This is a genomic window from Trinickia dinghuensis (assembly GCF_003367175.1).
Classification (GTDB): Bacteria; Pseudomonadota; Gammaproteobacteria; order Burkholderiales; family Burkholderiaceae; genus Trinickia; species Trinickia dinghuensis.
Genome location: NZ_QRGA01000009.1, coordinates 332,337 through 356,886, shown reverse-complemented (window position 1 = coordinate 356,886; position 24,550 = coordinate 332,337). Strand labels below are relative to the sequence as shown.

Below are 24,550 nucleotides of genomic sequence, written 5' to 3'. Positions count from 1 at the left end.
CCGCAGTCTACCATCGGAAGCCGGGACTGTGCGAATCGCAAGGCTTATCGCAGGCATCAGCCCGGGCAAAAGGCGCCCGGGCCGCTTCACGCGGTTGACGGCCCCTGGGCTTCGCATTGCGTACGGTCGACGTCCTTAAATGAACATCGCCCTAAAGGGCGATGTTCGCCGCGCAACCGATCAAACCTGCCACGGCACCGCATTTGCGCTCGCTGCTTTCGCGTATCGATCGCGCGCGGCGCGCACCACGCTCGCTTCGATCTCCCCTTCATCGGCAAGCGCCTTCAATGCGGCGATGACGATGCTTGCCCGATCGATCTCGAAGAACGACCGCAATGCCTGCCTCGTATCGCTGCGGCCGAAGCCGTCGGTGCCCAGCGTGACGTATCGGCGCGGGACGTAGGCGCGGATCAGCTCCGGCACGGCACGCACATAGTCGGTCGCGGCGATCACCGGCCCGCGCGATGCGCCGAGCGCGGCGGTCGCATAGGGTGTGACGTCGCCGTCGCCCAGCCGGGACTGCCGCTCGGCCGCCATCCCGTCGCGCTGCAGTTCGGTAAAGCTCGTCACGCTCCATACGGCGGCATCGATGCCCCAGTCTTCCTTCAACATCTTTTGGGCGGCAATGGCTTCGCCGAGGATCGCGCCGGAGCCGAGCAACTGAACGCGCGATGTGTCGATAGGAGAATCAGCCGCCGCCGCCGGCAATCGATACATTCCCTTGAGAATACCTTCGCGCGTTGCCTGCGCGTCGCCTTCGGGAAACGACGGCTGCGCGTAGTTCTCGTTCATGACGGTCACGTAATAGAACACGTCGCGCTGCTCGTCGACCATCTCGTGCATGCCGGCATCGACGATCGTCGCGACTTCGTACGCGAATGCGGGATCGTACGCGCGGCAGTTCGGAACCGTCGAGGCGGCGAGATGGCTGGTGCCGTCCTGATGCTGCAAGCCTTCCCCGCCGAGCGTCGTGCGGCCCGACGTCGCGCCGATCAGGAAGCCGCGCGAGCGTTGATCGGCGGCGGCCCAGATCAGGTCGCCGATGCGTTGGAAGCCGAACATCGAGTAATAGATGTAGAACGGCAGCATCGGCAGATCGTGCACGCTGTATGCCGTGGCCGCCGCGATCCACGACGAGATCGCCCCCGCTTCCGAGATCCCTTCCTCGAGGATTTGGCCGCGCGTGTCCTCTCGGTAATAGAGCATCGAGCCGAGATCTTCCGGCTCGTAGCGCTGCCCGAGCGGAGAGTAGATGCCGACTTGCCGGAACATGTTGGCCATGCCGAACGTGCGTGCTTCGTCGGCGACGATCGGCACGACGCGCGCGCCGAGCTCGCCGTCCTTCAATAAAGCGGTGAGCATGCGCACGAGCGCCATCGTCGTGGACATCTCGCGGCCGCCTGCATCGAGCGCGAACGCTCCCCAGGTTGACATCGAAGGGACGGTCAGCCCCCTCGATGCCGCGCTCCGCCTTCTGGGCAGATAGCCTCCCAGGGCAGCCCGGCGCGCATGCAGATATTGCATCTCCGGGCTGTTTTCCTCCGGCTTGTAAAACTTGAGCTGCTCGACCTCGTCGTCCGACAGCGGCAAACGGAAGCGATCGCGGAACGCCTTCAGATCGTCGACTTCGAGCTTCTTCTGTTGATGGGTGGTCATGCGGCCTTGGCCTGCCGTGCCCATGCCGAAGCCCTTCATCGTCTTCGCGAGGATGACGGTGGGCTGGCCTTTGTGAGCGAGTGCGCGCGCATAAGCGGCGTGCAGTTTTCGTGCATCGTGGCCGCCGCGGCGCAGGCAATCGATTTCTTCGTCGGTGAGATGGCCTGCCAGTGCGGCAACCTGAGGGTCCCGACTGAAAAAATGCGCGCGGTTGTAGGCGCCGTCGTTGGCGGAGAACGTCTGGAATTGTCCGTCGACCGTGTTCGCGAAGGCGCGGGAGAGCGCACCGGCATGATCGCGCGCAAAGAGCGGATCCCAGTCGGAGCCCCAGAGCACCTTGATGACGTTCCATCCCGCGCCCGCGAAGTGCGCTTCGAGTTCGTCGATGATGCGACCGTTGCCGCGCACGGGGCCGTCCAGCCGCTGCAGGTTGCAGTTGATCACGAAGACGAGATTGTCGAGCCCCTCGCGCGCGGCGAGCGAGAGCGCACCGATCGATTCCGGCTCGTCCATCTCGCCGTCGCCGAAGAAGCCCCAGACCGTGCGGCCCTCGGTATGAGCCAGGCCGCGATGCTGCAAGTAGCGCATGAAGCGCGCCTGGTAGATCGCGTTGATCGGGCCGATGCCCATCGAGCCGGTCGGGAATTGCCAGAAGTCCGGCATCAGCCACGGGTGCGGGTACGAGCACAGGCCGGGGCCGGTGATCTCCTGGCGGTAATGCCGAAGATGATCCTCGGTCAGGAAGCCTTCGAGATACGCACGGGCATAGACACCCGGCGACGAATGCGGCTGAAAGTAGACGAGATCGCCGCGAGGGCTTGCGCCTGCGTCGGGCGCACTCACACCGGCGCTCGCATCGGCGCGGAAGAAGTGATTGAAGCCGACCTCGAACAAATCGGATGCGGACGCATAGCTCGCGATATGGCCGCCCAATTCGCCGTATGCGCGGTTAGCCCGTACGACCATCGCCAGCGCGTTCCAGCGCAGCGCGGCGGAGAGGCGGTCCTCGATCGCGAGATCGCCCGGATAGCGCGGCTGTTCGCCGAGCGGGATCGTGTTCACGTAGGGCGTGACGCGCGAGCGCGCCGAAGCGAGACCGCCCGCATGCGCGTGTTCGACGAGACGGTCGACCAGGTAGGTCGCGCGCTCCTTGCCGACATGCGCGACGACGCCGTCGAGCGCTTCGAGCCATTCGGCCGTTTCTTGCGGATCGGCGTCCACCGACGCGGCGTCGATCCGTTTCGTCTCCTCGATACCGCTGGATAAATCCGTCATCGCTGGTCTCCCGCACGCAGTCTCGAAGGCGTGCATCAATGGGAAACATGCTACGCACTAGGGCGCAAAATTTGCGTCTCATTTTGCTGGGAATTCTTCGTCGAGTAGTGTAAATATTCTGGGTGTGTCGAATTCGATGGAATATTTAAACTATGAGTGCGAACCCTAGGCGGCTCGACCGCATCGACATCGGGATCCTGAACCACCTTCAGCAGAACGCGAAGATCACGAATGCGGAGTTGGCGGCCGCGGTCAATCTTTCGACGACGCCTTGCTTCAATCGCGTGCGGGCGCTGGAGAAACTCGGCTTGGTCAAGCAGCAGGTGACGCTGCTCGACCCCGAACCGCTGGGGCTCAGCATCAACGTCTTTATCCAGGTGAGCCTCGAGAAGCAAGTCGAGGATGCGCTGCAGCGCTTCGAGCAGGCGATCTCCGAGCAGCCCGAGGTGATGGAGTGCTACTTGATGTCGGGCGACGCGGACTATTTGCTGCGTGTCGTGATGCCCGACATGCGGGCGCTCGAGCGCTTCATTATCGAGCGGCTGACGACGATACCCGGTGTCTCGAACATTCGGTCGAGCTTCGCGCTGAAGCAGGTCCGCTATAAGACGGCGTTGCCGTTGCCGGCTGCGGGGCTGACGCTCGTCGATCCGGCAGGTAGTCGAACGGAGTGGGAGTAAGGCGCGGCCGCGGTGATGCGCGCAGAACGCCGGCCGATGCCGGCCGGGGCCATGGTCTCGGCTTCGGCTTTGGCCCGACCGGTCAATGCGTGACGGAAAGAAACAAATACGCGGCGAAGAGCGAGAGATGCACGGCACCTTGCAGCACGGTCGTCCGTCCCGTGCTGAGCGTCAGACTGCTGATGAACAGCGTGAGTGCCAGCAGGACCGTTTCCATCCCGCCGATGCCCAGATCGATCCGGCCGCCCGTCCAGATGAATACCGCGGCGACGGTGGGAATCGTGAGGCCGATGCTGGCGAGCGCCGAGCCGAGCGCGAGGTTCATGCTGGTCTGCAGTCGGTTCGCGCGGGCGGCGCTGACGGCGGCCAGTCCCTCGGGCAGCAGCACGAGTGCCGCGATAACGATGCCGACCGTGGCGGGCGGGGCGCCGACGTTATGAACGCCGCGCTCGACGGCGGGCGAGAGCAGCTTCGCAAGTAGGACGACGGCGACCAGGCTTGCGAGCAGGAAGATGACACTCGTCACCGTGACGCGTCCGCTCGGCGGCGGAGCAGCGTGACCGGTTTCGTCGGTGCTGCCGGGGGATAGAAAATAATTGCGATGACGTACGGTCTGCACGAATACGAAAACGCCATAGAGAACGAGCGACGACACGCCCGCGAACGCGAGCTGCGAGGTGGACAGTTGCGGCCCGGGCATCGCGCTTAAGTAGTTTGGCATGACGAGGGAGAGCACCGACAGCGCGGCGAGCACCGCTAGAGCCTTGCTCGCGCCTCGCCCCTGAAAATCCTGTTCGCCGTGCTTCCAGCCGCCGACGAGCAGGCATAGGCCGACGATCCCGTTGCAGACGATCATGACCGCGGCGAATACCGTATCGCGGGCGAGGCCGGCTTTCTCGGGGCCGGCGGAGAGCATGACGGATACGATCAGCGCGACTTCGATGATGGTCACGGCCACCGCGAGCACGAGCGTTCCGAGCGGTTCGCCGACGCGATGGGCGATCACCTCGGCATGATGGACCGCGGCGAATACACTGCCCGCCAGTGCGGCGGCAACGAACGCGATCGCGAAGCCTTCGGCGGGGATGATCCGCGACAGCGCGAGAATCAGCCAGGCGGCGAGCGGTGCCCAAAGCGTCCAGCGCGGAAGCGCGTGCGATGAGGGGGAGGTCGAGGTCGACATGAGCAGTTCCTAATCGTAGTCGGCGCAAGCGGCATATTATCAGCCGGCATGCGGCTGTCCTCGCGAGTCGAGCACCTCCAAAAAGCCAAAAGCCGCCCCGGGGCGGCTTTTGGCTTTTACAAGAGGGTCTCCACCGGCTTTAGGTACTCTAAGGGTGCGGGAGCGGGGTCCGCTCTTGTCTATGGAGACGACGATATCGGTTTCCGACGATTGAGCAAGTGCCGACGACCGATTATCGTTCGAGTTACTTCGTCGGCGCGGGATCGCTCCAAAGACGCCCGCCCGTCGCCCAGTTCTCGCGCTTCACGTCAACAAGAATAATGTCGACCGAATTGGCTTCGACGCCGAGCGTCTCGCAAGTCGTTTTCGTGATGGCTTCGACGAATTCGCGTTTCTGCTCGACGGTGCGGCCTTCGAACAACTCAATGCGGAAAGTAGGCATCCGATATCTCCCGGTGTGTTGGAAATCAATTGAAGCGGTTGGTTGCGATTCGATGAATCGCATCGCCGCAGACTGTTCTTAATCTTGATACGAGCGATCGATTCGATCGAGCTTGCGAAGCAGCGCCGGCCATTCGAGTGCGCCTTCGATCGCGCCGCCGTCGTACAGTTGCTCGGCCGTGCGCGCGGCGATCTCGGCGGTAGGCAGCACCAGCGGTGCGTTGGCGGCCTGCGCCTGAATCTGAATCTCGCATGCCTTGATGAGCGTCGCCATCAAGACGTAAGCCTCGGCCACTGTGCGCCCGACCGTCAGCGTGCCGTGGTTGCGCAACAGCATGGCTGGCTTATCCGCTAGCGCGCCTACGAGGCGACTACCTTCCGCCGGCGAAAACGCGAGCCCTTCGTAATCGTGATACGAGAGCTGGCCGTAAAACCGCAGCGCGTGCTGCGAGGCCGGCAGCAGCCCGTCGGGCTGAGCCGACACCGCGATGCCGGGCGTATTGTGCAGATGCATGACGCAGAACGCGTCCTCGCGCGCCGCATGAACGGCGGCATGCAGCGCGAACCCGGTCGCATTCACGGGATGATCGCTCTCGCCGACGATATTGCCGCCGATGTCGATCTTCACGAGGTTCGATGCGCACACTTCGTCGAACGTCAGACCGAACGGATTGATCAGAAAGTGGCCAGGCTCGCCGGGCACGCTCGCCGAGATGTGCGTGTAGATGAGATCGTCCCAGCCGTTCATCGCAACGAGCCGGTATGCCGCGGCAAGATCGACGCGCGCGCGGCGCTCGGCATCCGATTGCGGGGCCGACTGGGCGATGCGGCCGGAAGGCGTATGGGCAAATGACATGTCGACGTCCTTGGCTATCAGTGTCGGTCTCAGTGCGCGAAAGGCTGGCCGCGTTCGAACGCTCGCCCGCATAGGCGAACGCACCACACCGCCACGACGAACGGGGCGCTCATCGTGGGCCATCCCACGTGCGCGACGGCCTGTTGCAGTAAGGCAGACAGGATAGCAGCCGCAGGCGCCGCAACGGTGCCTTGATCGACCAATGCGAGGGCCGCCAGCGCGCCGTTGAAGCCGGCGATGCCGGTATGAAGCGCGGCTATCGGTGCTCCGCACAGCCAAGCGACCGCGCTCGACGTCACCCCGCCCACCAGCGCATACAGTGCCGCCCGGCGCGATGCCAAGGCGATTCCGGCCGCGATCAGGAGCCCCGGTACCGTTCCGGACGCGAAGACGGTTTGCGCGACGGCGGCAAACGCGTCGCCCAATCCTCCAGGCAATTGAACCGCATGGCCGGTGCCGAGCAAAACATCGAGCGGAAAGCGAATCCGCGCGGCTTGTGCGTATAGCGGGCCAAGGTCAAGGTTGGCTGCGGAGTGCCCGACGGCCTCATGCGCGCCGGACCGGAGAAGCATCCATCCCCACGTCACGGCGATGCAAGGGCTCGAATAGACGGCAAGCCCGCGAGCCCCGAGCCGGCGCGAGAGCGGCGCAGCTAGACAGGTGGCGGCGATAGCCGACAAGAGGGCGACGGCAAGCGCGATTTGCGTGTCGTCGATGAAAAGCGCGGCGGCAATCGCGCTTAGGACGCCGTTGAACCCGTGCAGGCCGTCGCGCATCGCGGCCGAATCGTAGTTTGCGAGGATGGCACAGACGTGAGCGGTCACGGCGCCGATGATCGCGGCGCAAGCGAGCTTCAAGTCGCAAAGGGCGAGCGCCGCCAGCACGCACGCGCCGGTGAGCGCGTTGCACTGCAGGACCGTTTGTCCCATGCAACGCAGCAGCGTTCGCAGCGCGGAGGGGCCGTTGTCGTGAACAGCTGGCATAGCGGAGGGCAGGCCGTCCGCCTACGCTGCGTAACGAGCGGGCGCGGCGGTTCTAAGTTATGAACCGCGAGAATAGGTCAGAAGCAAAGCTCCTGCTATGGGTGAGGGGTGATAGTGGCTATTTAGGCTATGTGCCCGCCGGCCGTGCCGGCGGCGCGGTCAAACGCGTTGTCCGACGATCGAGGCGCGCGTCCGGCGGCGTTCCGCCATGACGGTGGCGCGTTGCAGACGCGGGCTGGCACCGCGGATGAACAGGACGGCGCAGGTGGCGACCAATACCCAGATGGAAAAAATTACCGCCAACGTGCTCATGCCAATCTCCTGAAGGTCGAGGATCGCGACCGAATCTGTCTGGCCTTTCGGCCGGTCAGCGAGTCCATGGATGACAGTATGGGCCCGAAGCGCCAATTTCAATTAGGTGAAATGGCTAGGAATTGCAGGCTAATCCAAGTAATGGAAGCAGGTTTTGGTCGGATGAATGCTGGTCAATCTGGCCGGCCGGTGCAGGATGAGGGGTGGCCGGCCACCGTGTCTGTCAGAGTAGGCGAAGCTCGAGAGCCCTTCAAGATACGGTTCGGATCTGCATCCGTTCGAATGCTTCGGCGATCCGATCGATGAACGGATTCTTGTGAGCTAGCGGCCCGTTCGGCTTTTCGCGGTGGACGAGCATCGTCGCGTTGGCCTCGAACACGAGCACGCGCCCGTCGGGCATGACGGTGAAATCGATGCCGCCGTAGTCGAGGTCGAGCCGAAGTCCGATCGCATCGATCGCCTCCACTGCGAGAGAGCCGAGGGCCGTACGCGGATCGGCCAGGAAGCGCCGCTCCTCGTCGAGCTTCCACGGTGCATCGAGCATGCCAGCCGAGAAATAATGGACCATCCAGTGCGGCGAGATGGCGAGGTGATAGGGATACGGCCTGCGGTCGACGTAAATGATCCGGTACTTGCGGAAGCAGCCGTCCGCAGCGCGGAAATCATGGTACGCGGTCAAATAGCAGGGCGCGCCGACCTCCGCGAGTGCTGGCCAAAGCGCGTCGATCGAGCCAAAAAGTTCGAGCTTCTCGCCGCCGTGCGTGGCCACCGGGCGCATCAGCAGCGGATAGGCGATCCCCGCTTCGGTGAGCTGTCGTTCAAGATCCTCCGCGCTCGCCGGCATTGCATCGAGCCGGATGCAGCGCGGCACGAGCGTATCCGGCACGCTTGCGAGCAACCCCGGTGTGCGATGCCGATGCGTGCGGGCGACGGCCTCCGGCGGATTGAGGACCGGCCGGCCGCAACCCTGCGTGAAATGGGCGATGCGCTCGGCAAGCGGCTCCGCAATGTCGGGATCTCCGATCGCATTGAGCACGAGATCGTACGCCGGCAACTGCGCGTCTTCGACTTCACGTGCGTAATCGATCGCATATTTGATGCGGGAGGTCGTCGTATAGGAAAGCAGCGTATCGAGCGGAATATTACCCGTGCCCTTGCCGGTATTCAGAATCAGCAAGCGGCGCTGCTCGGTGCCGAGTGCCGGCTCGACATAGACGCGCTGCAGGCGGTACGCCTGATCGCGATGCCATTCGGCACGCTCGGAATCGCCTTCGGTTGCGAGCAGGACGGCGAGGTTCTGATGGGCAATCGCGAGCAGCGGCTGGACGGCGAGCGTGTGCCGATACCAGCGTATGGCCTGCTGGGCGCGGCCCTTCAGCGAATAGACGGTAGCTAGGTTGTAGAGTGCCAGCGCCAGGTCATGCGGCGCGGCGGCGGGCCCCAGCATGTCGAAGGCCGCGAGCGCAATCTGATGCGCGGCATAGCCTGCTTCGTCGCCCTCGGCCTGCGTCGCTTCGAGCATTCGCCGATGCAGAGCGACATCAAGCGGCGCCGCATCGAGGGCCTCCGAAAGTTGTTCGATCGAATGGTGCTTCATGCGTGTTGCAGCGCGAATTCGGTCAACGTTTCGCAGAGCGCTTCCACGGCGTCAGGCGTAACGGCGTTATAGAGCGAAGCACGCAGGCCACGCAACGAGCGATGCCCCTCGAGCCCGCTCATGCCGCGCGCCTTCGCGGCGTCGAGGAAGGCGCGATCGAGCCTGGCGTCGCCGAACGTGAAAGCGACGTTCATCCGCGAGCGCCACGGTTGCTTCGCATGGATGGTCACGACGTCGCCCATCTCTTCGAGCACGTCATACAGCCGTGCCGCTTTCGCCTCGTTGATGCGCTGCATCGCGGCAAGCCCGCCGATATCGTCGCGCAGCCAGCGCGTGATCAGCGTCAGCACGTAGATCGCGAACACGGGCGGCGTGTTGTAGTTCGACCCGTGCGCCACTTGAGTTCGAAAATCGAGAATATGAGGCATGCCGCCGGGAATGCGCTCGAGCAGCTCGCGATCGATCAATGCGACGGTCACGCCGGCCGGACCGAGATTTTTCTGGGCGTGAGCGTAAATCATCGAAAAGCGCTCCGCGGCGAGCGGCTTCGAGAGAAAGTCGGACGACATATCGGCGATCAGCGGAACGCCTGGGGCGGCCACGGGCGCGGCGAACTGCAGGCCCTCTATCGTCTCGTTCGAAACGTAATGCAGATAGGCCGTGCGGGGATCGACGTCGAGCTGCCCGAGGGCAGGCAACTCGCGAAAGCCGGTGCGCTGGCCGTCCCAGGCGATCCGATGCTCGCCCACCCGGCCCGCTTCGGCGGATGCGCGGGCGCTCCAGTAGCCGGAGATGACGTACTCGGGCGGCGCGAACGCGGGTGTCGCGAAGTTCATCGGAACCGTCGCGAACAACAAGCTGCTGCCGCCCTGCAGAAACGTGACCGCGTACCGGTCCGACAAGCCGAGCAAGCTGCGGATATTGCGCTCGGCTTCGTCGAGGATATCGAGGAACCACTCGGACCGATGACTCATGCCGAGCACGGACACGCCGGTTTCCGGCAAGGCGACGATCGCATCGCGCGTTTGCGCCAGCACGGTGGCGGGCAGGGCGCCAGGGCCGGCGGAGAAATTCAGGGTGTTGGCGTGCAGCATGGGCGTCCGGTCGCATCTGTCAGGCCCGGACGATCGTTCGCTCGTTCGTTCTGACGGTCATGAAGTGCCGACAGCGTATCAGAGCGATATCGGCGGCCACCCGGTGAGATGAAGGGGAAACAGGTGCCAATTTCGGCAAACGGTGTGCCCGCGATCGGCTGGACGCTTCCGCCCCCAAGGATCGAGGATGGCTCGCAGGCATCCTTACAACCGCCTATACGGTTGGCGCGCGTGGAAATGTAAGGATCACGGCAAATCCACCCGTGGCTGGGAACGAGAAGCCGATCCGTCCGCCGTGCGCTTTCATGACTTCTTGCACGATCGCGAGGCCGAGCCCCGAGCCGGTACGGCGCATGGCGTTCTCTTGTCCCAAGCGTTCGAACGGACGCCGCGCGGCTTCCCAGTGCTCGCGCGGAATGCCGGGGCCGTTGTCCCTCACCGTCAGCGTCACGAAGGCGTCCGATGCCGCAACGGAGACGGCGATATCGTCCGCCTTGCCGTGCAGCAGCGCATTGTGCAGCACGTTCGACACGGCTTCCTGCAAGCCGATCGGATCGCCGTCGATGTACACCTGCGGCGCGTCGGTATCGAACGAGACGCTGACGTCGCGCTCGTCGGCGAGCGGGATCGTGCGGCCGAGCGCTTCCTTGGCGAGTCCGACCAGCTCCACCCGTTGCAGCGGCACGGCTTCGGTGCGATGAATCACCATCGCATGATTGAGCAGCTGCCCGGTCAGCCGCCCGACATCGGAGCACGTCGCGCGCAACGCGTCGAGCCGAGCGGCGTAGCGCGCCGGATCGTGCTCGCCGCTGAGCAATTCGATCTGCGCATCGAGGCGGGCGATCGGCGTGCGCATCTGATGCGCCGCATCGGCAATGAAGCGCTGCATGGCCGTCATGCGTTCGGCGAGTCTGCCGATCAGGCCGTTGATGGCGCCGATGATCGCGTTGATCTCGCTCGGCGTATCGGCGGCCACGGGCCGGAGGTCGGCCGGATCGCGCGCCGCGATGATCGTCTCGATCCGTGCCAGCGGACGCAAGCCGCGCCGGATGGCGAGGCCGCTCGCCCCGATCGCGAGGATGCTCATCAGCAAGATGAGCGTCCAAACTTTGAAGCTCATGTCGTTCGTCAACTGCTGCCGCGCATGCGTCGTTTGCGCGACCGTGACGACGGCCCATCCGGGCGTGTGCTCCTCGGGGAGATAGCGGGCAAGGGTGGCCGTGCGAACGCGCTGTCCTTGATACGTGCCGTTCGCGAATTGCGGGCCGCTTCGTGCCGCCAAGCTGTTCGCGGGACTCGGCAGATCGCCGTAGCCGGCCACCACGACGCCGCGCGAATCGACGACTCGGTAATAGACGAGATCGTAGCGCGAGAGCGTCGACAGCGCCGCGACGGGCAGGTTCAGCGCGAGCACGCCGCCTTGCACGTAGAGGTCTTCGGCCACTTGAATCGTTGCGCCCGCCAGAAGCTGATCGTAGGCACGCTCCGACGCGACACCGGCGTAGTATCGGGCGATCAATGCAAGGGCGGCCGCGCCCGATGCGACGATCAGCGCGATGAACAGCAGCGTGCGGCCGAACAGGGTTTTTCGAAACAGGTCAAAGCGTCGCAATCTGGTACCCCATGCCGCGTGCCGTCCGTATCTCGACCGAGCTGCCCTGCAGCTTCTTGCGCACGCGGGTGACGTATTGTTCGACGGCGTTGGTCGTCGGCTCGTTGCCGAAACTGAACAGTTGATTCAGCAGGTCTTCCTTCGAAAAGATGCGCTGCGGCCGGCTGGCCAGGATTTCGAGCAGCGCGAATTCCTGGCGCGACAGCGTGAGCGGCTTGCCGTCGAGTTCGGCGAGCCGGCTGCTGCGGTCGATCGCAAGACCGCCGACTTGAACGAGGTTGCTCGCATGGCCGGTATTGCGGCGCAAGAGCGTTTGCACGCGTGCTTCGAGTTCTCGGTAGTCGAACGGCTTGACGAGGTAGTCGTCGGCACCGAGGCCGAGGCCGCTCACACGATCGTCGATCGCCGAGCGTGCGGTGACGAGCAACACCGGTGTGACGCTGCCGGCGGCGCGCAGATTGCGCAGCACGGCGAAGCCGTCCATCGAGGGTAGCATCACGTCGAGCACGACGAGGTCGAAACGCTCGACGCGCAACAGCGTGTTCGCCGTTGCCCCATCGGTTTCGCGGTCCACCGCATGCCCCAGCCGCGTCAAGCGGGCTTGGATCGCCGCGCCGATTTCCGCGTCGTCCTCTACGACCAAAATGCGCATGATGCCGTTCCTGCCGATTTGTTCGATCTGTTCATTCGTTCGATTACGGGTTTTCCCGGGGAGCCGATGTCAGCATTTTCTCAGACTCGCCCGATAATCTTGCGAAGCATAAAGCGGCAATCGCCGCGCCGATACCGGAGGAGACGACACGATGCACGACGGGGTGGGCAACGGGAGCCATGGCACGACGCCTTCGCTCAAGCGCCGCGCGTTGACCGTGGCCGGCCTTTGCGCCGCGCTGTCTCCGGCCTTGGTGCTGTCCAAGCCGCCCGCCGTGCGGATCTCGAAGGGATATGGCCTGCTGTATTTGCCGTTGCTCGTGATGGAGAAGCAGCGGTTGTTCGAACGTCACGCCGCGCGACAGGGCATCCGCGACGTCAGCGTCGATTGGGTGCTGCTCGACGGCGGCAATTCGATCGACGATGCCATGATGGCCGGCTCGCTCGACTTCGCCGCGGCCGGCGCGCCGGGCTTCATCGAACTATGGGCGCGCTCGCGCGGCATTCCGAACGTCGAGGTGATCGGCATCAGCGGGTTGTCGACAACGTCGCTGTCGCTCAATACCAATCGGCCGCAGATTAAGTCGCTCGCCGACTTCACCCCGTCCGACCGGATCGCAGTGCCCGGAATCCGCACCTCGCTGTCGGCCGTGGTGCTGCAGATGGTGGCGGGCAAGCTGCTCGGACCGCGGCACTTCGCGCAACTGGACTCCATCACGGTCAATCTGCCGCATCCCGAGGCGATGCAAGCGCTGGTTCATCGCGAGAACGGCATTACCGCGCATTTCGGATCGCCGCCGTTCTCGACCCTCGAATTGCGCCAGGCGGGCATTCATCGCGTCGTCGATTCGAACGACGTGCTCGGCCCGTTGACGCTCGACGTCGTGTTCGCGCCGAAACGGATCGTCGATGCCCAGCCTGCGCTCGCGCGGGCTTTCCTCGGCGCACTCGACGAAGCGAACCGCTTGATCGCACAGGACCCGGGCGCCGCGGCGTCGGTCTATGTGGCCGCGTCCGCGTCGGATCTCGGCTTGTCGCGCGAGGGTGTGATGCAGATGCTGGCCGCGCCGCAAACGCGGTTCTCCGTCGTTCCCGATCAACTGATGGAATTCGTCGACTTTCTATATAGAGTCGGCACGATCAAGGCGAAGCCGCGCACATGGAACGAGATGTTCGTGGCCGAGCTGAGCGAATTTCGGGCGTCATAACCTCATAACGCTTTCACCGCGCGCCGCGGATCGCGCAGGCTGCCCTTCGAATAACCCAAAACCGTGAGGAGTACTAAGTGAACGAAACCCCAGTCCCCGAACACCAATCCGCGCCGGAGCGCGCGGTCATGTCGAAGATGGCGCGCCGCCTGCTGCCGATTCTCGTCGTCATGTTCTTGATCTCTTTCATCGATCGGCAGAACGTCGGCTTCGCGAAGCTGCAGATGGTGCACAGCCTTCATATGACCGAGGCCGCATACGGTCTCGCGTCCTCGTTGTTCTTCATCGGCTATCTGCTCTTCGAAGTGCCGAGCACGCTCGCGCTGCATCGGTTCGGCGCGCGCCTGTGGCTCGCCCGCATCATGCTGACGTGGGGGGCCATCACTGTGCTGATGGGCTTCACGACGTCGATGCAAACGTTCTGCGGCCTGCGCTTCGCGCTCGGCGTCGCTGAAGCCGGCTTCTACCCCGGCGTCATCTACTACCTGACGCTCTGGTTCCCGCAAAGCTATCGGGCTAGAGTGCTCGGCATTTTCACGCTGGGCAGCGCGCTTGCGAACATGCTCGGATCGCTCGTGGGCGGATGGTTGCTGAGCCTGAGCGGCGTGTTGGGCCTGGCAGGCTGGCAATGGGTGTTCATCGCGACGGGGCTGCCCGCCGTTCTGGTCGCCGCGATCGTGTTCAAGGTGCTGCCGGCGTCGTACCGGGAGGCGCGATTTCTCAACGAACAGGAAAAGCAGATCGTCGCCGCGGCGCTCGAGCGCGAGAAGCCCGAGCATGCCGAGCACGCTCACCCTTGGAAGGCGCTGCTCGATCCGCGCGTGATGCTGTTCGCCGCAACCTATATGCTCATGTCCACGTCGCTGTATGGCGTGACCTATTGGCTGCCGACGATCGTGAAGTCTTTCGGGGTATCGAGCGGCACGAACGGGGTGTTGAGCATGTTGCCGTGGGCGCTGTCGGTGCTGCTGCTGATCTACCTGCCGGCGAAGCTGCGCCGCGCGAAGAGCATCTTGCGAGCGATCGCGATCGTCGCGGCCTGCGGGGTGGTCGGCTTCCTGTTGAGTCTCGTCTTGCCGTCCACGCCGTTGCGCTTCATCGCGCTCGTGCTGGGCGGCGCATGCATTCCCCTGCTGTATCCGTGCTTCTGGTCGATGCCGCCGCGCTACTTTACGGGGGCGCGTGCCGCGGCCAGCGTCGCGGCGATCAATTCGATCGGCAATCTGGGCGGCTTCTTCGGCCAGAATCTGATGCCGTTCGCGGGCAAGGTCACCGGCACCGCATTCGGCCCGATGATCGTGCCGATCGTTTGCCTGACCGTGCTGGGCCTTGGCGCGAGTATCGCGTGGGTTCGTTCGGAACGCGCGATTGCCGCCGTACCGGCTCGAGGGTAGCCGTGTACGGGTGGTGCAGCCCTGGCCGGCTGGAAGTATTGATACGCGTTACGACTTAAAACCGTAGAAAAAATATATTGGACGTCTTACCGGGAATCTTTCAGTATTCGGACGATTAACGATGCACACGGTGTACCGGCGGGGGATTCCCGCTGGGCACCGGGTTGCCGTCACGGCTGGCCACGTCGATCTTGCCGGCCCTGACGCAATTCCAAAGTCGACGCCGCAATACCTGAGGACGCAGATGCCCAATTACCGCTCACGCACTTCGACGCATGGCCGCAACATGGCCGGTGCCCGCGCCTTGTGGCGCGCTACCGGCATGAAAGACGACGATTTCGGCAAGCCGATCATCGCCGTCGTGAACTCGTTCACGCAGTTCGTCCCGGGCCACGTGCACCTGAAGGACTTGGGTGCGCTCGTCGCGAAGGAAATCGAAGCGGCCGGCGGCGTGGCCAAGGAATTCAACACGATCGCCGTGGACGACGGCATCGCCATGGGTCACGGCGGGATGCTCTATTCGCTGCCTTCGCGCGAACTGATCGCCGACTCGGTGGAGTACATGGTCAATGCGCATTGCGCCGATGCGATGGTCTGCATCTCCAATTGCGACAAGATCACCCCGGGCATGCTGATGGCCGCGATGCGGCTGAACATTCCCGTCGTGTTCGTTTCGGGCGGCCCGATGGAAGCGGGCAAAGTCAAGTCGCCGACGGACGGTCAGGTCATCGCCAAGATCGACCTGATCGACGCGATGATCAAAGCTGCGGATCCGAAGGTCAGCGATGCCGAAGTGGCCGAAATCGAACGCAGCGCCTGCCCGACGTGCGGCTCGTGCTCGGGCATGTTCACCGCCAATTCGATGAATTGCTTGACCGAGGCGATCGGCCTTGCCTTGCCGGGCAACGGCACGATCGTCGCGACGCATGCATGGCGCAAGGGCTTGTTCGAGCAGGCCGGCCGTCTGGTGGTCGATCTGTGCCGCCGCTACTATCAGGAAGAGGACGCCTCCGTTCTGCCGCGCAACATCGCCACGAAGCGCGCCTTCGAGAATGCGATGGCGCTCGACGTTGCGATGGGCGGTTCGACGAATACGGTGCTGCATTTGCTCGCGGCCGCGCAGGAAGCCGGTGCCGATTTCACGATGGCCGACATCGATCGCATTTCGCGCAAGGTGCCTTGCCTGTGCAAGGTGGCGCCCGCGACCGACAAATTCCATATCGAGGATGTGCATCGTGCCGGCGGCATCATGGGCATTCTCGGGGAGCTGGCTCGTGCGGATCTGCTCGACTTGTCGTGCGGTAACGTGCATAGCGGCACGCTAGGCGATGCGCTGGCGAAGTGGGACGTCGTGGGCGACGTGAGCGAAGACACGCGCAAGTTCTACCGTGCGGCGCCGGGCGGGATTCCGACGACGGTCGCGTTCAGTCAAGAATCGATTTACAAGGAACTCGATAGCGACCGCGCGAAGGGCTGCATCCGCGATAAAGCGCACGCTTATTCGAAGGATGGCGGCCTGGCGGTGCTCTACGGCAACTTGGCCGAGAAGGGCTGCATCGTGAAGACGGCGGGTGTCGACGAATCGCAGTGGGTGTTCTCGGGGCGTGCTCGCGTGTTCGAAAGCCAAGACGCGGCCGTTGACGCGATTCTGGGCGATCAGGTCGTGCCGGGCGATGTCGTCGTGATTCGATACGAAGGGCCCAAGGGCGGGCCCGGTATGCAGGAAATGCTGTACCCCACGTCGTATTTGAAGTCGAAGGGCCTGGGCAAGACTTGCGCGTTGTTCACGGACGGCCGGTTCTCGGGCGGCTCGTCGGGCCTCGTGATCGGGCACGCGTCGCCGGAAGCGGCGGAGGGCGGCACGATCGGGCTCGTGGAAGAGGGCGATGTGATCGAGATCGACATTCCCAACCGCAAGATGCATCTGGTGGTGACGGACGAGGCGTTGGCGCGCCGTCGAGCCGCGATGGAAGCGCGCGGCGACAAGGCTTGGCAGCCGGAGAATCGCGAGCGTGTCGTGTCGCAAGCGTTGCAGGCTTATGCCGCGCTGGCGACGTCGGCCGATCGCGGGGCTGTGCGGGATGTTACGCAGTTGAAGCGCAAGTGAAGGTTATTTGTTAGTTTTTGCTAAGCTTGAAACGAAAACCGTCGGCAATACCGGCGGTTTTTTTTCGAGCTGCACTCGCCCACGTTCTATATTCGATCGCCCATACTCGGATTTTCTTGCCCCTTTCCGGTCTCGCGGGCGATGATCCTCCCTTCGCGCAGGGGGCGGAACTCCATCGCCTCAAGGTGTCTCGTTTTCTGCCGTTATGAAAAGAGGAGACCCTCGGCAGCGCCGTCTTTGTGCCGACCAAGGGGCAACCTGGCGCATCGCTATCGTCTGCGCTGCCGCCGCTTCGAATGATCTGGATTCGTATGAAGGGAATCGTTTTTAACCTGCTGGAAGAACTCGTTTGCCGCGAGCATGGCGAGGATACTTGGGATGACTTGCTCGACTCGACCGGCTTGACCGGTGCGTACACGTCGCTCGGCAGCTACCCCGACGAGGAAGTCACGCGACTGGTAGCTGCCGCGGCGGAGCGGTTTGCGCTGCCGCCTGCGGACGTTTTGCGTTGGGCCGGACGCGGCGCGATGCCGCTGCTCGCGCGGAAGTATCCCGGGTTTTTCGCCGGGCACAGCACCACCCGCAGCTTCGTGCTCACGCTGAACGACATCATCCATCCGGAGGTGCGCAAGCTGTATCCCGGCGCCGACACGCCCGAGTTCGATTTCGATACCCGAATGCCGGGTGAACTGGTCATGGGCTACCAGTCCGCGCGGCGGCTGTGCGCACTGGCGCACGGCTTTATTGAAGGGGCGGCCGATCACTACGGCGAGCGCCTCGAATACCGGCATGTACGCTGCATGCATGATGGCGACAGTCGGTGCGTGTCGCATCTGCGGTTCGAACCCCTTTCTCCTTGATGTAATGGATACAGTCAACCGGTCTCTGGACGGTGAAATTGCCCGCCTGAAACGCCGGTTCGAACGTGAGCGGCAGGCGCGCTTGGAAGCTGAGGCGATCGCTGAGCACGGGTTGCGGGAGCTCTACCAGCGGCAGCAGGAAATCGCACTGCTGGAGTCGATCGCGGCGGCCTCCAATCAGGCCGTCGGTATCGACGACGCGCTGGAACTGGCGCTCCAGCAGATCTGCCACTATACGCAATGGCCGGTCGGGCACGCGTTCCACGTGGACCGTGACGGCGACGGCAAACCGGCGTCCGTTTCATCGCGCGTCTGGCATCTCGCGGATGGCAGTCGTTTCGCCGCTTTCAAAGACGCGACGCTCGTGTTCGGCGAGGCGGCCGACTTCGGGTTGCCCGGTCGCGTGCTGCGCAGTGGTGCGCCGGCATGGGTCCGCGACATCGGCGTGGACGCCGATTTCCCCAGGGCCATGTCCGCGCAGATCGCCGGGCTGCATTCCGCGTTCGGCTTCCCGGTGCTGGTGGGCACCGAAGTGGTCGCGATACTCGAGTTCTTCGCTGCTCAGGTCACGGAACCCGATGCCGTGCTGCTGCGTGTGATGGCGCAAGTCGGCACGCAGCTCGGCCGGGTTGTCGAGCGTCAGCGTGCAAACGATCGGCTAATGTTCGACGCGTTCCATGACGCGCTCACGGGCCTGCCGAATCGCGCGCTGCTCTTCGAGAGACTGCAACTGGTGCTCGATCATAGCCAGCACAGCCGCGACTACGGTTTCGCGGTGCTGTTCCTCGACCTCGATAGATTCAAGGCGGTCAACGACAGCCTCGGACACCTGGCCGGCGATGCGCTGATTGTCGAATCGGCGCGTCGGCTCGCTGGCTGCGTGCGGCGCGACGGAGGCCGCAAGCGCGACGATAGCCTGCCGTCGTACGACGAAGGCATCGTCGCGCGATTGGGGGGCGACGAGTTCACCGTTCTACTCGAAGGAGTCCGCGAGGCGAGTGCCGCCTTGCGAGTGGCCGCGCGCGTACAGCGCGCGCTGGCTGTTCCATTCATGGTGGCCGGTCATAAGCTCGTTACTTCGGCGAGCATCGGTATCGCGCTGAGCACGACCGGTTATCGTGCCGCGGAAGATATTCTGCGCGACGCCGACATTGCGATGTACCGTGCAAAAGCAAACGGCCGGGGCGGCTGCGAGGTGTTCGATCATGTGATGGGGGCGCAGGCGGGCGCAGCGCTTCAACTCGAGGCGGAATTGCGCGAGGCGATTGCCAACGGCGAGTTGATGCTCGCATACCAGCCCATCGTGCTGCTGCGAGACGGCACGATCTGCGGATTCGAGGCGTTGCTGCGCTGGCGCCATCCGGCGCGTGGTGTCATCGCGCCGTCGACGTTCCTGCCGGTGGCCGAGGAAACCGGGCTGATCCGTCCGATCGGGCGGTGGGTGCTGGCCGAGGCTTGCCGGCAGATTCGGCTTTGGCAAAACGAATTCCCGCGAGAATCGCCATTGAGCATCAGTGTGAACATGTCGGCGAGCCAGTTGAGCGAGGGGGATTTCGTCGACCACGTCGAGCAGGTGCTCAAGGCCACCGGCGTGCCGCCTGCGTCCCTGAAGCTCGAGCTCACGGAAAGCACCGCGATGGTCGATACCGAACGTACCGTGGCACTGCTGCATGGTCTTCGGGCGCTGGGGGTACAGATTAGTCTCGACGATTTCGGCACTGGCTATTCATCGCTGAGCTATCTGCGACGCCTGCCGATCGACACACTCAAGATCGACCGTTCGTTTGTCAGCGGCCTCGAGGCGAACCCGGACAATCGTCACATCCTCGAGACGATCACGATGCTGGCCCGCGCGCTGGGAATGGACGTCGTCGCGGAAGGCCCGGAAACCGCCGGCGAGGTGGCGAGTCTCGCTGAACTCGAATGCGGGTACGCGCAGGGTTACTATTTCTTTCGGCCGCTTGAACCGGCCGCGGCCGCCGCAGCCTTGCTCGCGCAAAACCATCGCGGTCCCGGTACTCCACTGAGATAGTCGCAGGGGCCTAACCCCGAGCTTGATTGCCCGCCGTCTTATGTAATACCCGCTCTGCAAGCGGCCCAAACTATCATCAGCGTGTGAACGGCCTCAAGCGAAGCGCGACGCGCGATGATGCTTGCGATGAATTGTCGTGTGATTGAAGCAAAGCGGCGACCAGCTATCCCCACCAACCTCGACATGTGAGGCGCGTTCCCGATTGCGAAGATCGCGCAGATCACGCAGATCACGCAGATCGACGTCCGCCCCGAAGCGCTCGGCAACCGCTGCTCGCTCGATCTCGGCTTGATCGGTACGGTCAAGGACACGCTCTCGGTGTTGCTGCCGCTCGCGCATGACGGCCCGGCGCTCGTCGACGTGGTCAGCGCGCGGCAGGAACTGATCATGCCGCCCAAGACCACCGTCGATGAAGCCTGGCACTTTGGCCTGTTCATGATGAAGGCGGTGATGGACGGGCGCGGCGCCGAACTGATCGATCTTGCGAAGGTGAATCTGACGCGTTACCGCGTGGTATCCGGGGCCTAGCGAGGGCCCCCTTGTCCGCCAAGGCGATCGATAGACGCAGACGATCCTTAGCGAAGCGCAGCCGCAACCGCCTCGTCGACCTGCAGCGCAAAGCGCGCTTCAGCATCGGGCACCGTGAAGCCTATCGACAGTTCCAGATACGCGTCACCTAGCACCAACTGAACGAATGTCGCTGCGCGCAATGCAGCAGTCGATTCATCAAATCGCTCTCGCAGAATTTTCGCGGCGAAGGCACGCACGACCTTCGCACCATTTTCGTAAAACACCTGGCCGAGTTCCGGAAGACGCTCGGCCTCAGCCACGACGGCCCGATAAAGCCGCAGATAATCCGGCTCGATCAGGATTTGGGCCAACGCCCCTCCCAATGCGCGCAACTCGACTTCTGGCGAGCCATCGGATTGCTCGTCCTGAGCGCCGGCAAGAAACCCACCCACCTGAGCGCACATCGAGCTTACGAGACCAACGAAGAGTGCCTCCTTCGACTTGAAGTGGCGGTAGACCGTCTGTTTGCCGACGCCGGCGGCCGCCGCGACATCGTCCATCGTGGCCAGGCCGAACCCCTGGCTTAAAAAAACGGCTTTTGCGCCATCGAGGATTGCAGACCGCTTACGGCGTTGCAGTGGGCTCAGGTCGGGGAAAGAGGGGGTGTTCATGCCCGATAAATAACAGATCGCTTGGACGTTGACAAGACTGGGTGGTCTCGTTTACCTTTGCTGAAACGAGACTGATTGGTCTCGTTTGTGTGGCTGTTCAACATCGCAGGCAATCGTTGGGGAGAATGCTTTGGAACTGTTCATTACAGGTGGTACGGGCTACATCGGGCAAGCGGTCGTGCGCAAGGCAATCAGCCTCGGCCATCAGGTGACGGCGCTGGTACGTGAAGAGAGATCCGCGGCTGCGAACGCGCTAGCACGTCTCGGCGTGAAACTGCATACCGGCGATCTGCGTGACCCACAGTCTTTCGCGGCGACCGCCGGTGCTGCGGATAGCGTGGTGCACGCCGCGTCGACCAACGATGCTTCCGCCGCGGCTACCGATGAGGCCGCGGTTGTGGCGATGCTTTCGCAGTTGCGTCCGGGCGCGGCGTTTGTCTATACGTCAGGCACCTGGGTGTACGGCAATACGGCGGGGGAGCCCGCGACTGAAGCATCGGCGCTGAACCCGACACCACTCGTCGCCTGGCGGCCGGCAGTGGAGCAGCACGTGCGGACGCTAGCAGCGAATCGTTCGATTGCTGCGGTGGTTCTCAGGCCGGCGATGGTGCACGGCTACGGCGGGGGTGTCTTCGGCATGCTCGCCGGCATGGTCCATCAGACCGGCCGTGTGAGAATCGTCGGCGATGGTGGCAATCGCTGGCCCGCCGTGCACGTTGATGATCTCGCCACGGCATATCTGAGCGCGGTGGAACGGATGGCAAGCGGGGACGATCGAGTGACCGGACAGATCATCAACGTGGTCGCCGAAGATGCCGTTGCGGTTGCCGAAATGGGCGAAGCGATTCGGGCCTCGGTCGGCGCCGACGGTGTCGAATTTTGGCCGCTCGACGGCGCTCGCCAATCGCTGGGGCCATTTGCCGACGCACTGGCGCTCGACCAGACGGTAAGCGGCCAGCATGCCCGGCAAGTTCTTGGATGGGAACCCGACGGCCCCGGCCTCATTGCGGACCTCTCTGTACCCAAGCACTTTCAGCCACGCAACGGAGCATGACGATGGCGCTAAACACGGCATCTTTCGAATCGATTCTCCCGACGATCGTAGCGGTTCTGTTTGCGGTTGCGGGGGTGGTCAATCTCGCAGGACGCGGCCCGGCGAAGCGCGACTTTGCGCGCTGGGGTTACCCGGCATGGTTTCGTCTGGTTTGTGGCGCTCTAGAGCTGTTCAGTGCAGCGCTTCTTCTTGGACAACAAACCAGGGTCTTCGGCCTGACGCTGGCCGGTGCGATTATGATCGGCGCGCTCTTCACATTGGTACGAAATCGGGAGCCGTTCGGGCATCTCGCCCCGGCGCTGATCTTCTCGGCGCTCGTTGTAGTGACTGTGGCGCTTCGCGGTTGAAGGCTCCTCGCCATCAGGCGAGCGAACTCGAGACGCTAAGCCTAGATCTCGACCGGCAAGCAGCGCTCAGGACATTACTCGAAACAGCCAATAGAGCATTGCGGCCAATGCGATCGACGCCGGCAGCGTGAGCACCCAAGCCAGTAGCAGGCTTCGCAAGGTGTTCCATTGAAGGCCAGACCCATTCGCCGCCATCGTGCCGGCAACACCGGACGTCAAAACGTGCGTGGTCGATACGGGTAGTCCGTATGCATCCGCCGCCCCGATGGTCAACATCGCGACCACCTCCGCCGACGCACCCTGGCCGTAGGTCAGGTGCTGTTTGCCGATTTTCGGCACGGTGCCGATCAGGATCAGCATGATCAGCCTGGCGCTACGGGCACGCTCACTGATCGCCCTCCCGTAGCCACGAGTCTGCTAACGTACAACTGCTCCTCGTGGCGCACCGTGAAGGAATTATGACGTTCTATTATCGGTTTTATCGGTTATTTGTCAGTCATATTCAGAGTCAAGCTTCAAAGCTTCTGTTCTTTCGCCAACAGCAAGATGCGTTGCCACTGTTTCGCTTGACCTTCGCGCGCCATTGGTACGAGCCATTCGCGATGCCGTGGATCGGTGACCTTGACCGCCAGCCATGTCTTCCCCTCGCCCGTCCGCACTTCGGCGCCGAGCAGATCGGCAAAAATATAAGCGCCGCGCTCGTCGCCGACATGAATCTCCCAGAAGCGCTTCGCCGCCGCGAGCCGCACCAATCCCCACGCGCCTTTGAGTTCATGAGTCCAATCGCCGTTGCCGTGCACGTTCGCCGCGACCTGCCGGCGGCGACGCAACCAGTAGGCAACAGCGGCAACCAACAGCAGCGCGACCAGCACCGCCACGCCGAGCGCGACAGCAAGCCCGAAGGCCGCCTGTATCGCATGGAACGCCTGTACTGCGCCATAGATTAGCGCGATCAGCGCGAATAACCCAACGACAATCGGCATCGCAAGTTCACTCCATGCAGAAAAGACAGTTAGGCTAGCACGCGCGCTGCAATTACCCCCGCCGCTTCGCTGAACGTTTCTGCGGAGGCTGCTGCATAGCGCGAAGCTCCGACGGATCGAGGAAGAAGTTTCGATTGCCCGCCATGCGTTCAACCATGAAATCGATGAACGTCTTCACTCGCAGCGATTGTTGAGTTCGATGTTTGTAGTAGATGTAGATCGTGCCGTATTCGGTGACGTGCTGCATCAGTAACGGAACGAGTCGCCCGCTTCTGATATGAGCCGTGGCGTTGAAGCTACCCAGTTGCCCGATGCCGAGACCTGAAAGCACAGCCTGCGTTTCCAATTCCGTATCGTTCACACAGATTGCGGCGGGCACGTCGCGGTAGACGATTTCATCCCCGATACGAAACTGCCACTGCGCGAGCTTGCCCGTGTTTGCGCGCCTATACCCGGTGCAGCGATGTTGTGCGAGTTCTTCAATGGTCCGCGGCGCGCCGTTGCGCTCGATATATTCCGGCGACGCGCACACGATCAATTGAATCGGCACCAGCCGGCGTGCGATCGAGCCGCCCGAAGGCGGCGGTCCGCCGCGGAATCCGACGTCGGAGCGATCGGTGACGAGATCCGTGAATTGATCGTCGAATTGCACTTCGAGTTGTACCTTCTGATAGAGCCTCTGGAATTCCTCGAAGTACGGCCATAGCACTGGCAGCCCGAATGCGCGCGGCGCGCTTACGCGCAGTATGCCAGCCACGTCCTCTTTCGAGCGCCGAGCTTCGTCGAGCGCGGACGATAGGGTGGCGAGCGCCGGCTCCACGCTGTCGAGAAGCCTTTGACCTTCCTCGGTCAGGCTTAGCTTGCGCGTGGTTCGATGAAAGAGCCGCACGCCCAGTTCCTTCTCCAATTGCATCACCGCGTGGCTCGCGGCCTGCGGCGAGATGCCTTGATCGACCGCCGCTCCGCGCAGGCTTCCGAGCGCCGCGGCACGGACGAAAGTGGTGATCGCGCGGATTTCGTTCATTCCCGGGGCCCCTGATTCGC

The 24,550-nt window shown here is 63.4% G+C and carries 22 protein-coding genes and 1 pseudogene; 9 read left to right on the top strand and 14 right to left on the bottom strand.

Annotation, left to right across the window (positions count from 1 at the left end; all coding sequences use genetic code 11):
* Positions 1-180: 180 nt before the first annotated feature.
* Positions 181-2,931 (bottom strand): alpha-ketoglutarate dehydrogenase, encoded by a 2,751-nt coding sequence (mdeB, locus tag DWV00_RS18030; protein ID WP_115534953.1) that lies wholly within the window; start codon positions 2,929-2,931, stop codon positions 181-183.
* Positions 2,932-3,083: 152 nt separating this feature from the next.
* On the opposite strand from mdeB, the gene DWV00_RS18025 reads away from it, so the two are divergent.
* On the top strand, positions 3,084-3,611 hold the full coding sequence (locus tag DWV00_RS18025) for an Lrp/AsnC family transcriptional regulator (RefSeq protein ID WP_115534952.1): 528 nt from the start codon (positions 3,084-3,086) through the stop codon (positions 3,609-3,611).
* Positions 3,612-3,693: 82 nt separating this feature from the next.
* Here DWV00_RS18025 and DWV00_RS18020 read toward each other — a convergent pair whose 3' ends face one another.
* The 9 genes from DWV00_RS18020 to DWV00_RS17980 all read right to left on the bottom strand — a co-directional run bounded on the left by DWV00_RS18020 (position 3,694) and on the right by DWV00_RS17980 (position 12,341).
* Entirely contained in the window at positions 3,694-4,794 is a 1,101-nt protein-coding gene (locus DWV00_RS18020; RefSeq protein ID WP_115534951.1) for a calcium:cation antiporter, read from the bottom strand.
* A 244-nt stretch (positions 4,795-5,038) separates the two neighbouring features.
* Entirely contained in the window at positions 5,039-5,236 is a 198-nt protein-coding gene (locus tag DWV00_RS18015; protein WP_115534950.1) for a 4-oxalocrotonate tautomerase, read from the bottom strand.
* 78 nt (positions 5,237-5,314) lie between these two features.
* On the bottom strand, positions 5,315-6,091 hold the full coding sequence (locus tag DWV00_RS18010; RefSeq protein ID WP_115534949.1) for a class II aldolase/adducin family protein: 777 nt from the start codon (positions 6,089-6,091) through the stop codon (positions 5,315-5,317).
* Positions 6,092-6,120: 29 nt separating this feature from the next.
* Complete coding sequence (locus tag DWV00_RS18005) at positions 6,121-7,074, bottom strand: urea transporter (protein WP_115534948.1); 954 nt, start codon at positions 7,072-7,074, stop codon at positions 6,121-6,123.
* Positions 7,075-7,233: 159 nt separating this feature from the next.
* A complete protein-coding gene (locus tag DWV00_RS34100) occupies positions 7,234-7,386 on the bottom strand; it encodes a hypothetical protein (RefSeq protein WP_181885505.1) in 153 nt (50 codons plus the stop codon).
* Positions 7,387-7,636: 250 nt separating this feature from the next.
* Positions 7,637-8,983 carry an ATP-grasp domain-containing protein gene (locus DWV00_RS34095; RefSeq protein ID WP_181885504.1) on the bottom strand — a complete coding sequence of 449 codons (1,347 nt, stop codon included), beginning with the start codon at positions 8,981-8,983 and terminating at the stop codon, positions 7,637-7,639.
* Complete coding sequence (serC, locus tag DWV00_RS17990) at positions 8,980-10,074, bottom strand: 3-phosphoserine/phosphohydroxythreonine transaminase (RefSeq protein ID WP_115534996.1); 1,095 nt, start codon at positions 10,072-10,074, stop codon at positions 8,980-8,982. The genes DWV00_RS34095 and serC overlap by 4 nt, the downstream gene beginning before the upstream one ends.
* Positions 10,075-10,291: 217 nt before the next feature.
* Entirely contained in the window at positions 10,292-11,689 is a 1,398-nt protein-coding gene (locus tag DWV00_RS17985) for a sensor histidine kinase (protein ID WP_115534946.1), read from the bottom strand.
* The gene (locus tag DWV00_RS17980; protein WP_115534945.1) at positions 11,676-12,341 is read right to left on the bottom strand and encodes a response regulator transcription factor; all 666 of its coding nucleotides are present in this window, start codon (positions 12,339-12,341) and stop codon (positions 11,676-11,678) included. The genes DWV00_RS17985 and DWV00_RS17980 overlap by 14 nt, the downstream gene beginning before the upstream one ends.
* A 151-nt stretch (positions 12,342-12,492) precedes the next feature.
* On the opposite strand from DWV00_RS17980, the gene DWV00_RS17975 reads away from it, so the two are divergent.
* The 6 genes from DWV00_RS17975 to DWV00_RS17950 all read left to right on the top strand — a co-directional run bounded on the left by DWV00_RS17975 (position 12,493) and on the right by DWV00_RS17950 (position 20,469).
* Positions 12,493-13,548: an ABC transporter substrate-binding protein gene (locus DWV00_RS17975; RefSeq protein WP_115534944.1), complete on the top strand. Its 1,056-nt coding sequence runs from the start codon at positions 12,493-12,495 to the stop codon at positions 13,546-13,548.
* A gap of 128 nt (positions 13,549-13,676) precedes the next feature.
* Complete coding sequence (locus DWV00_RS17970; RefSeq protein ID WP_115534995.1) at positions 13,677-14,942, top strand: MFS transporter; 1,266 nt, start codon at positions 13,677-13,679, stop codon at positions 14,940-14,942.
* 244 nt (positions 14,943-15,186) lie between these two features.
* Complete coding sequence (gene ilvD, locus DWV00_RS17965; protein WP_115534943.1) at positions 15,187-17,049, top strand: dihydroxy-acid dehydratase; 1,863 nt, start codon at positions 15,187-15,189, stop codon at positions 17,047-17,049.
* Between the two features lie 296 nt (positions 17,050-17,345).
* Positions 17,346-17,909: a heme NO-binding domain-containing protein gene (locus DWV00_RS17960; RefSeq protein ID WP_342766990.1), complete on the top strand. Its 564-nt coding sequence runs from the start codon at positions 17,346-17,348 to the stop codon at positions 17,907-17,909.
* Between the two features lie 4 nt (positions 17,910-17,913).
* Positions 17,914-19,941, top strand: coding sequence for a putative bifunctional diguanylate cyclase/phosphodiesterase (locus DWV00_RS17955; RefSeq protein ID WP_181885503.1), 2,028 nt, complete (start codon positions 17,914-17,916; stop codon positions 19,939-19,941).
* Between the two features lie 288 nt (positions 19,942-20,229).
* Positions 20,230-20,469, top strand: coding sequence for a hypothetical protein (locus DWV00_RS17950; protein ID WP_220274710.1), 240 nt, complete (start codon positions 20,230-20,232; stop codon positions 20,467-20,469).
* 47 nt (positions 20,470-20,516) lie between these two features.
* On the opposite strand, the gene DWV00_RS17945 is transcribed toward DWV00_RS17950, so the two are convergent.
* Positions 20,517-21,122 (bottom strand): TetR/AcrR family transcriptional regulator, encoded by a 606-nt coding sequence (locus tag DWV00_RS17945; protein WP_115534940.1) that lies wholly within the window; start codon positions 21,120-21,122, stop codon positions 20,517-20,519.
* A 130-nt stretch (positions 21,123-21,252) separates the two neighbouring features.
* On the opposite strand from DWV00_RS17945, the gene DWV00_RS17940 reads away from it, so the two are divergent.
* Both DWV00_RS17940 and DWV00_RS17935 read left to right on the top strand, forming a co-directional pair.
* The gene (locus tag DWV00_RS17940) at positions 21,253-22,176 is read left to right on the top strand and encodes an NAD-dependent epimerase/dehydratase family protein (RefSeq protein ID WP_115534939.1); all 924 of its coding nucleotides are present in this window, start codon (positions 21,253-21,255) and stop codon (positions 22,174-22,176) included.
* A gap of 2 nt (positions 22,177-22,178) precedes the next feature.
* On the top strand, positions 22,179-22,523 hold the full coding sequence (locus DWV00_RS17935; RefSeq protein ID WP_115534938.1) for a DoxX family protein: 345 nt from the start codon (positions 22,179-22,181) through the stop codon (positions 22,521-22,523).
* Positions 22,524-22,589: 66 nt separating this feature from the next.
* On the opposite strand, the pseudogene DWV00_RS17930 reads toward DWV00_RS17935, so the two are convergent.
* From DWV00_RS17930 to DWV00_RS17920, 3 genes and pseudogenes are all read right to left on the bottom strand, one after another.
* Positions 22,590-22,859, bottom strand: a pseudogene (locus tag DWV00_RS17930) (inorganic phosphate transporter); the annotation flags it as partial.
* Positions 22,860-23,038: 179 nt separating this feature from the next.
* Positions 23,039-23,506: a hypothetical protein gene (locus DWV00_RS17925; RefSeq protein ID WP_115534937.1), complete on the bottom strand. Its 468-nt coding sequence runs from the start codon at positions 23,504-23,506 to the stop codon at positions 23,039-23,041.
* Positions 23,507-23,558: 52 nt separating this feature from the next.
* The gene (locus DWV00_RS17920; protein WP_115534936.1) at positions 23,559-24,530 is read right to left on the bottom strand and encodes a LysR family transcriptional regulator; all 972 of its coding nucleotides are present in this window, start codon (positions 24,528-24,530) and stop codon (positions 23,559-23,561) included.
* Positions 24,531-24,550: the final 20 nt, after the last annotated feature.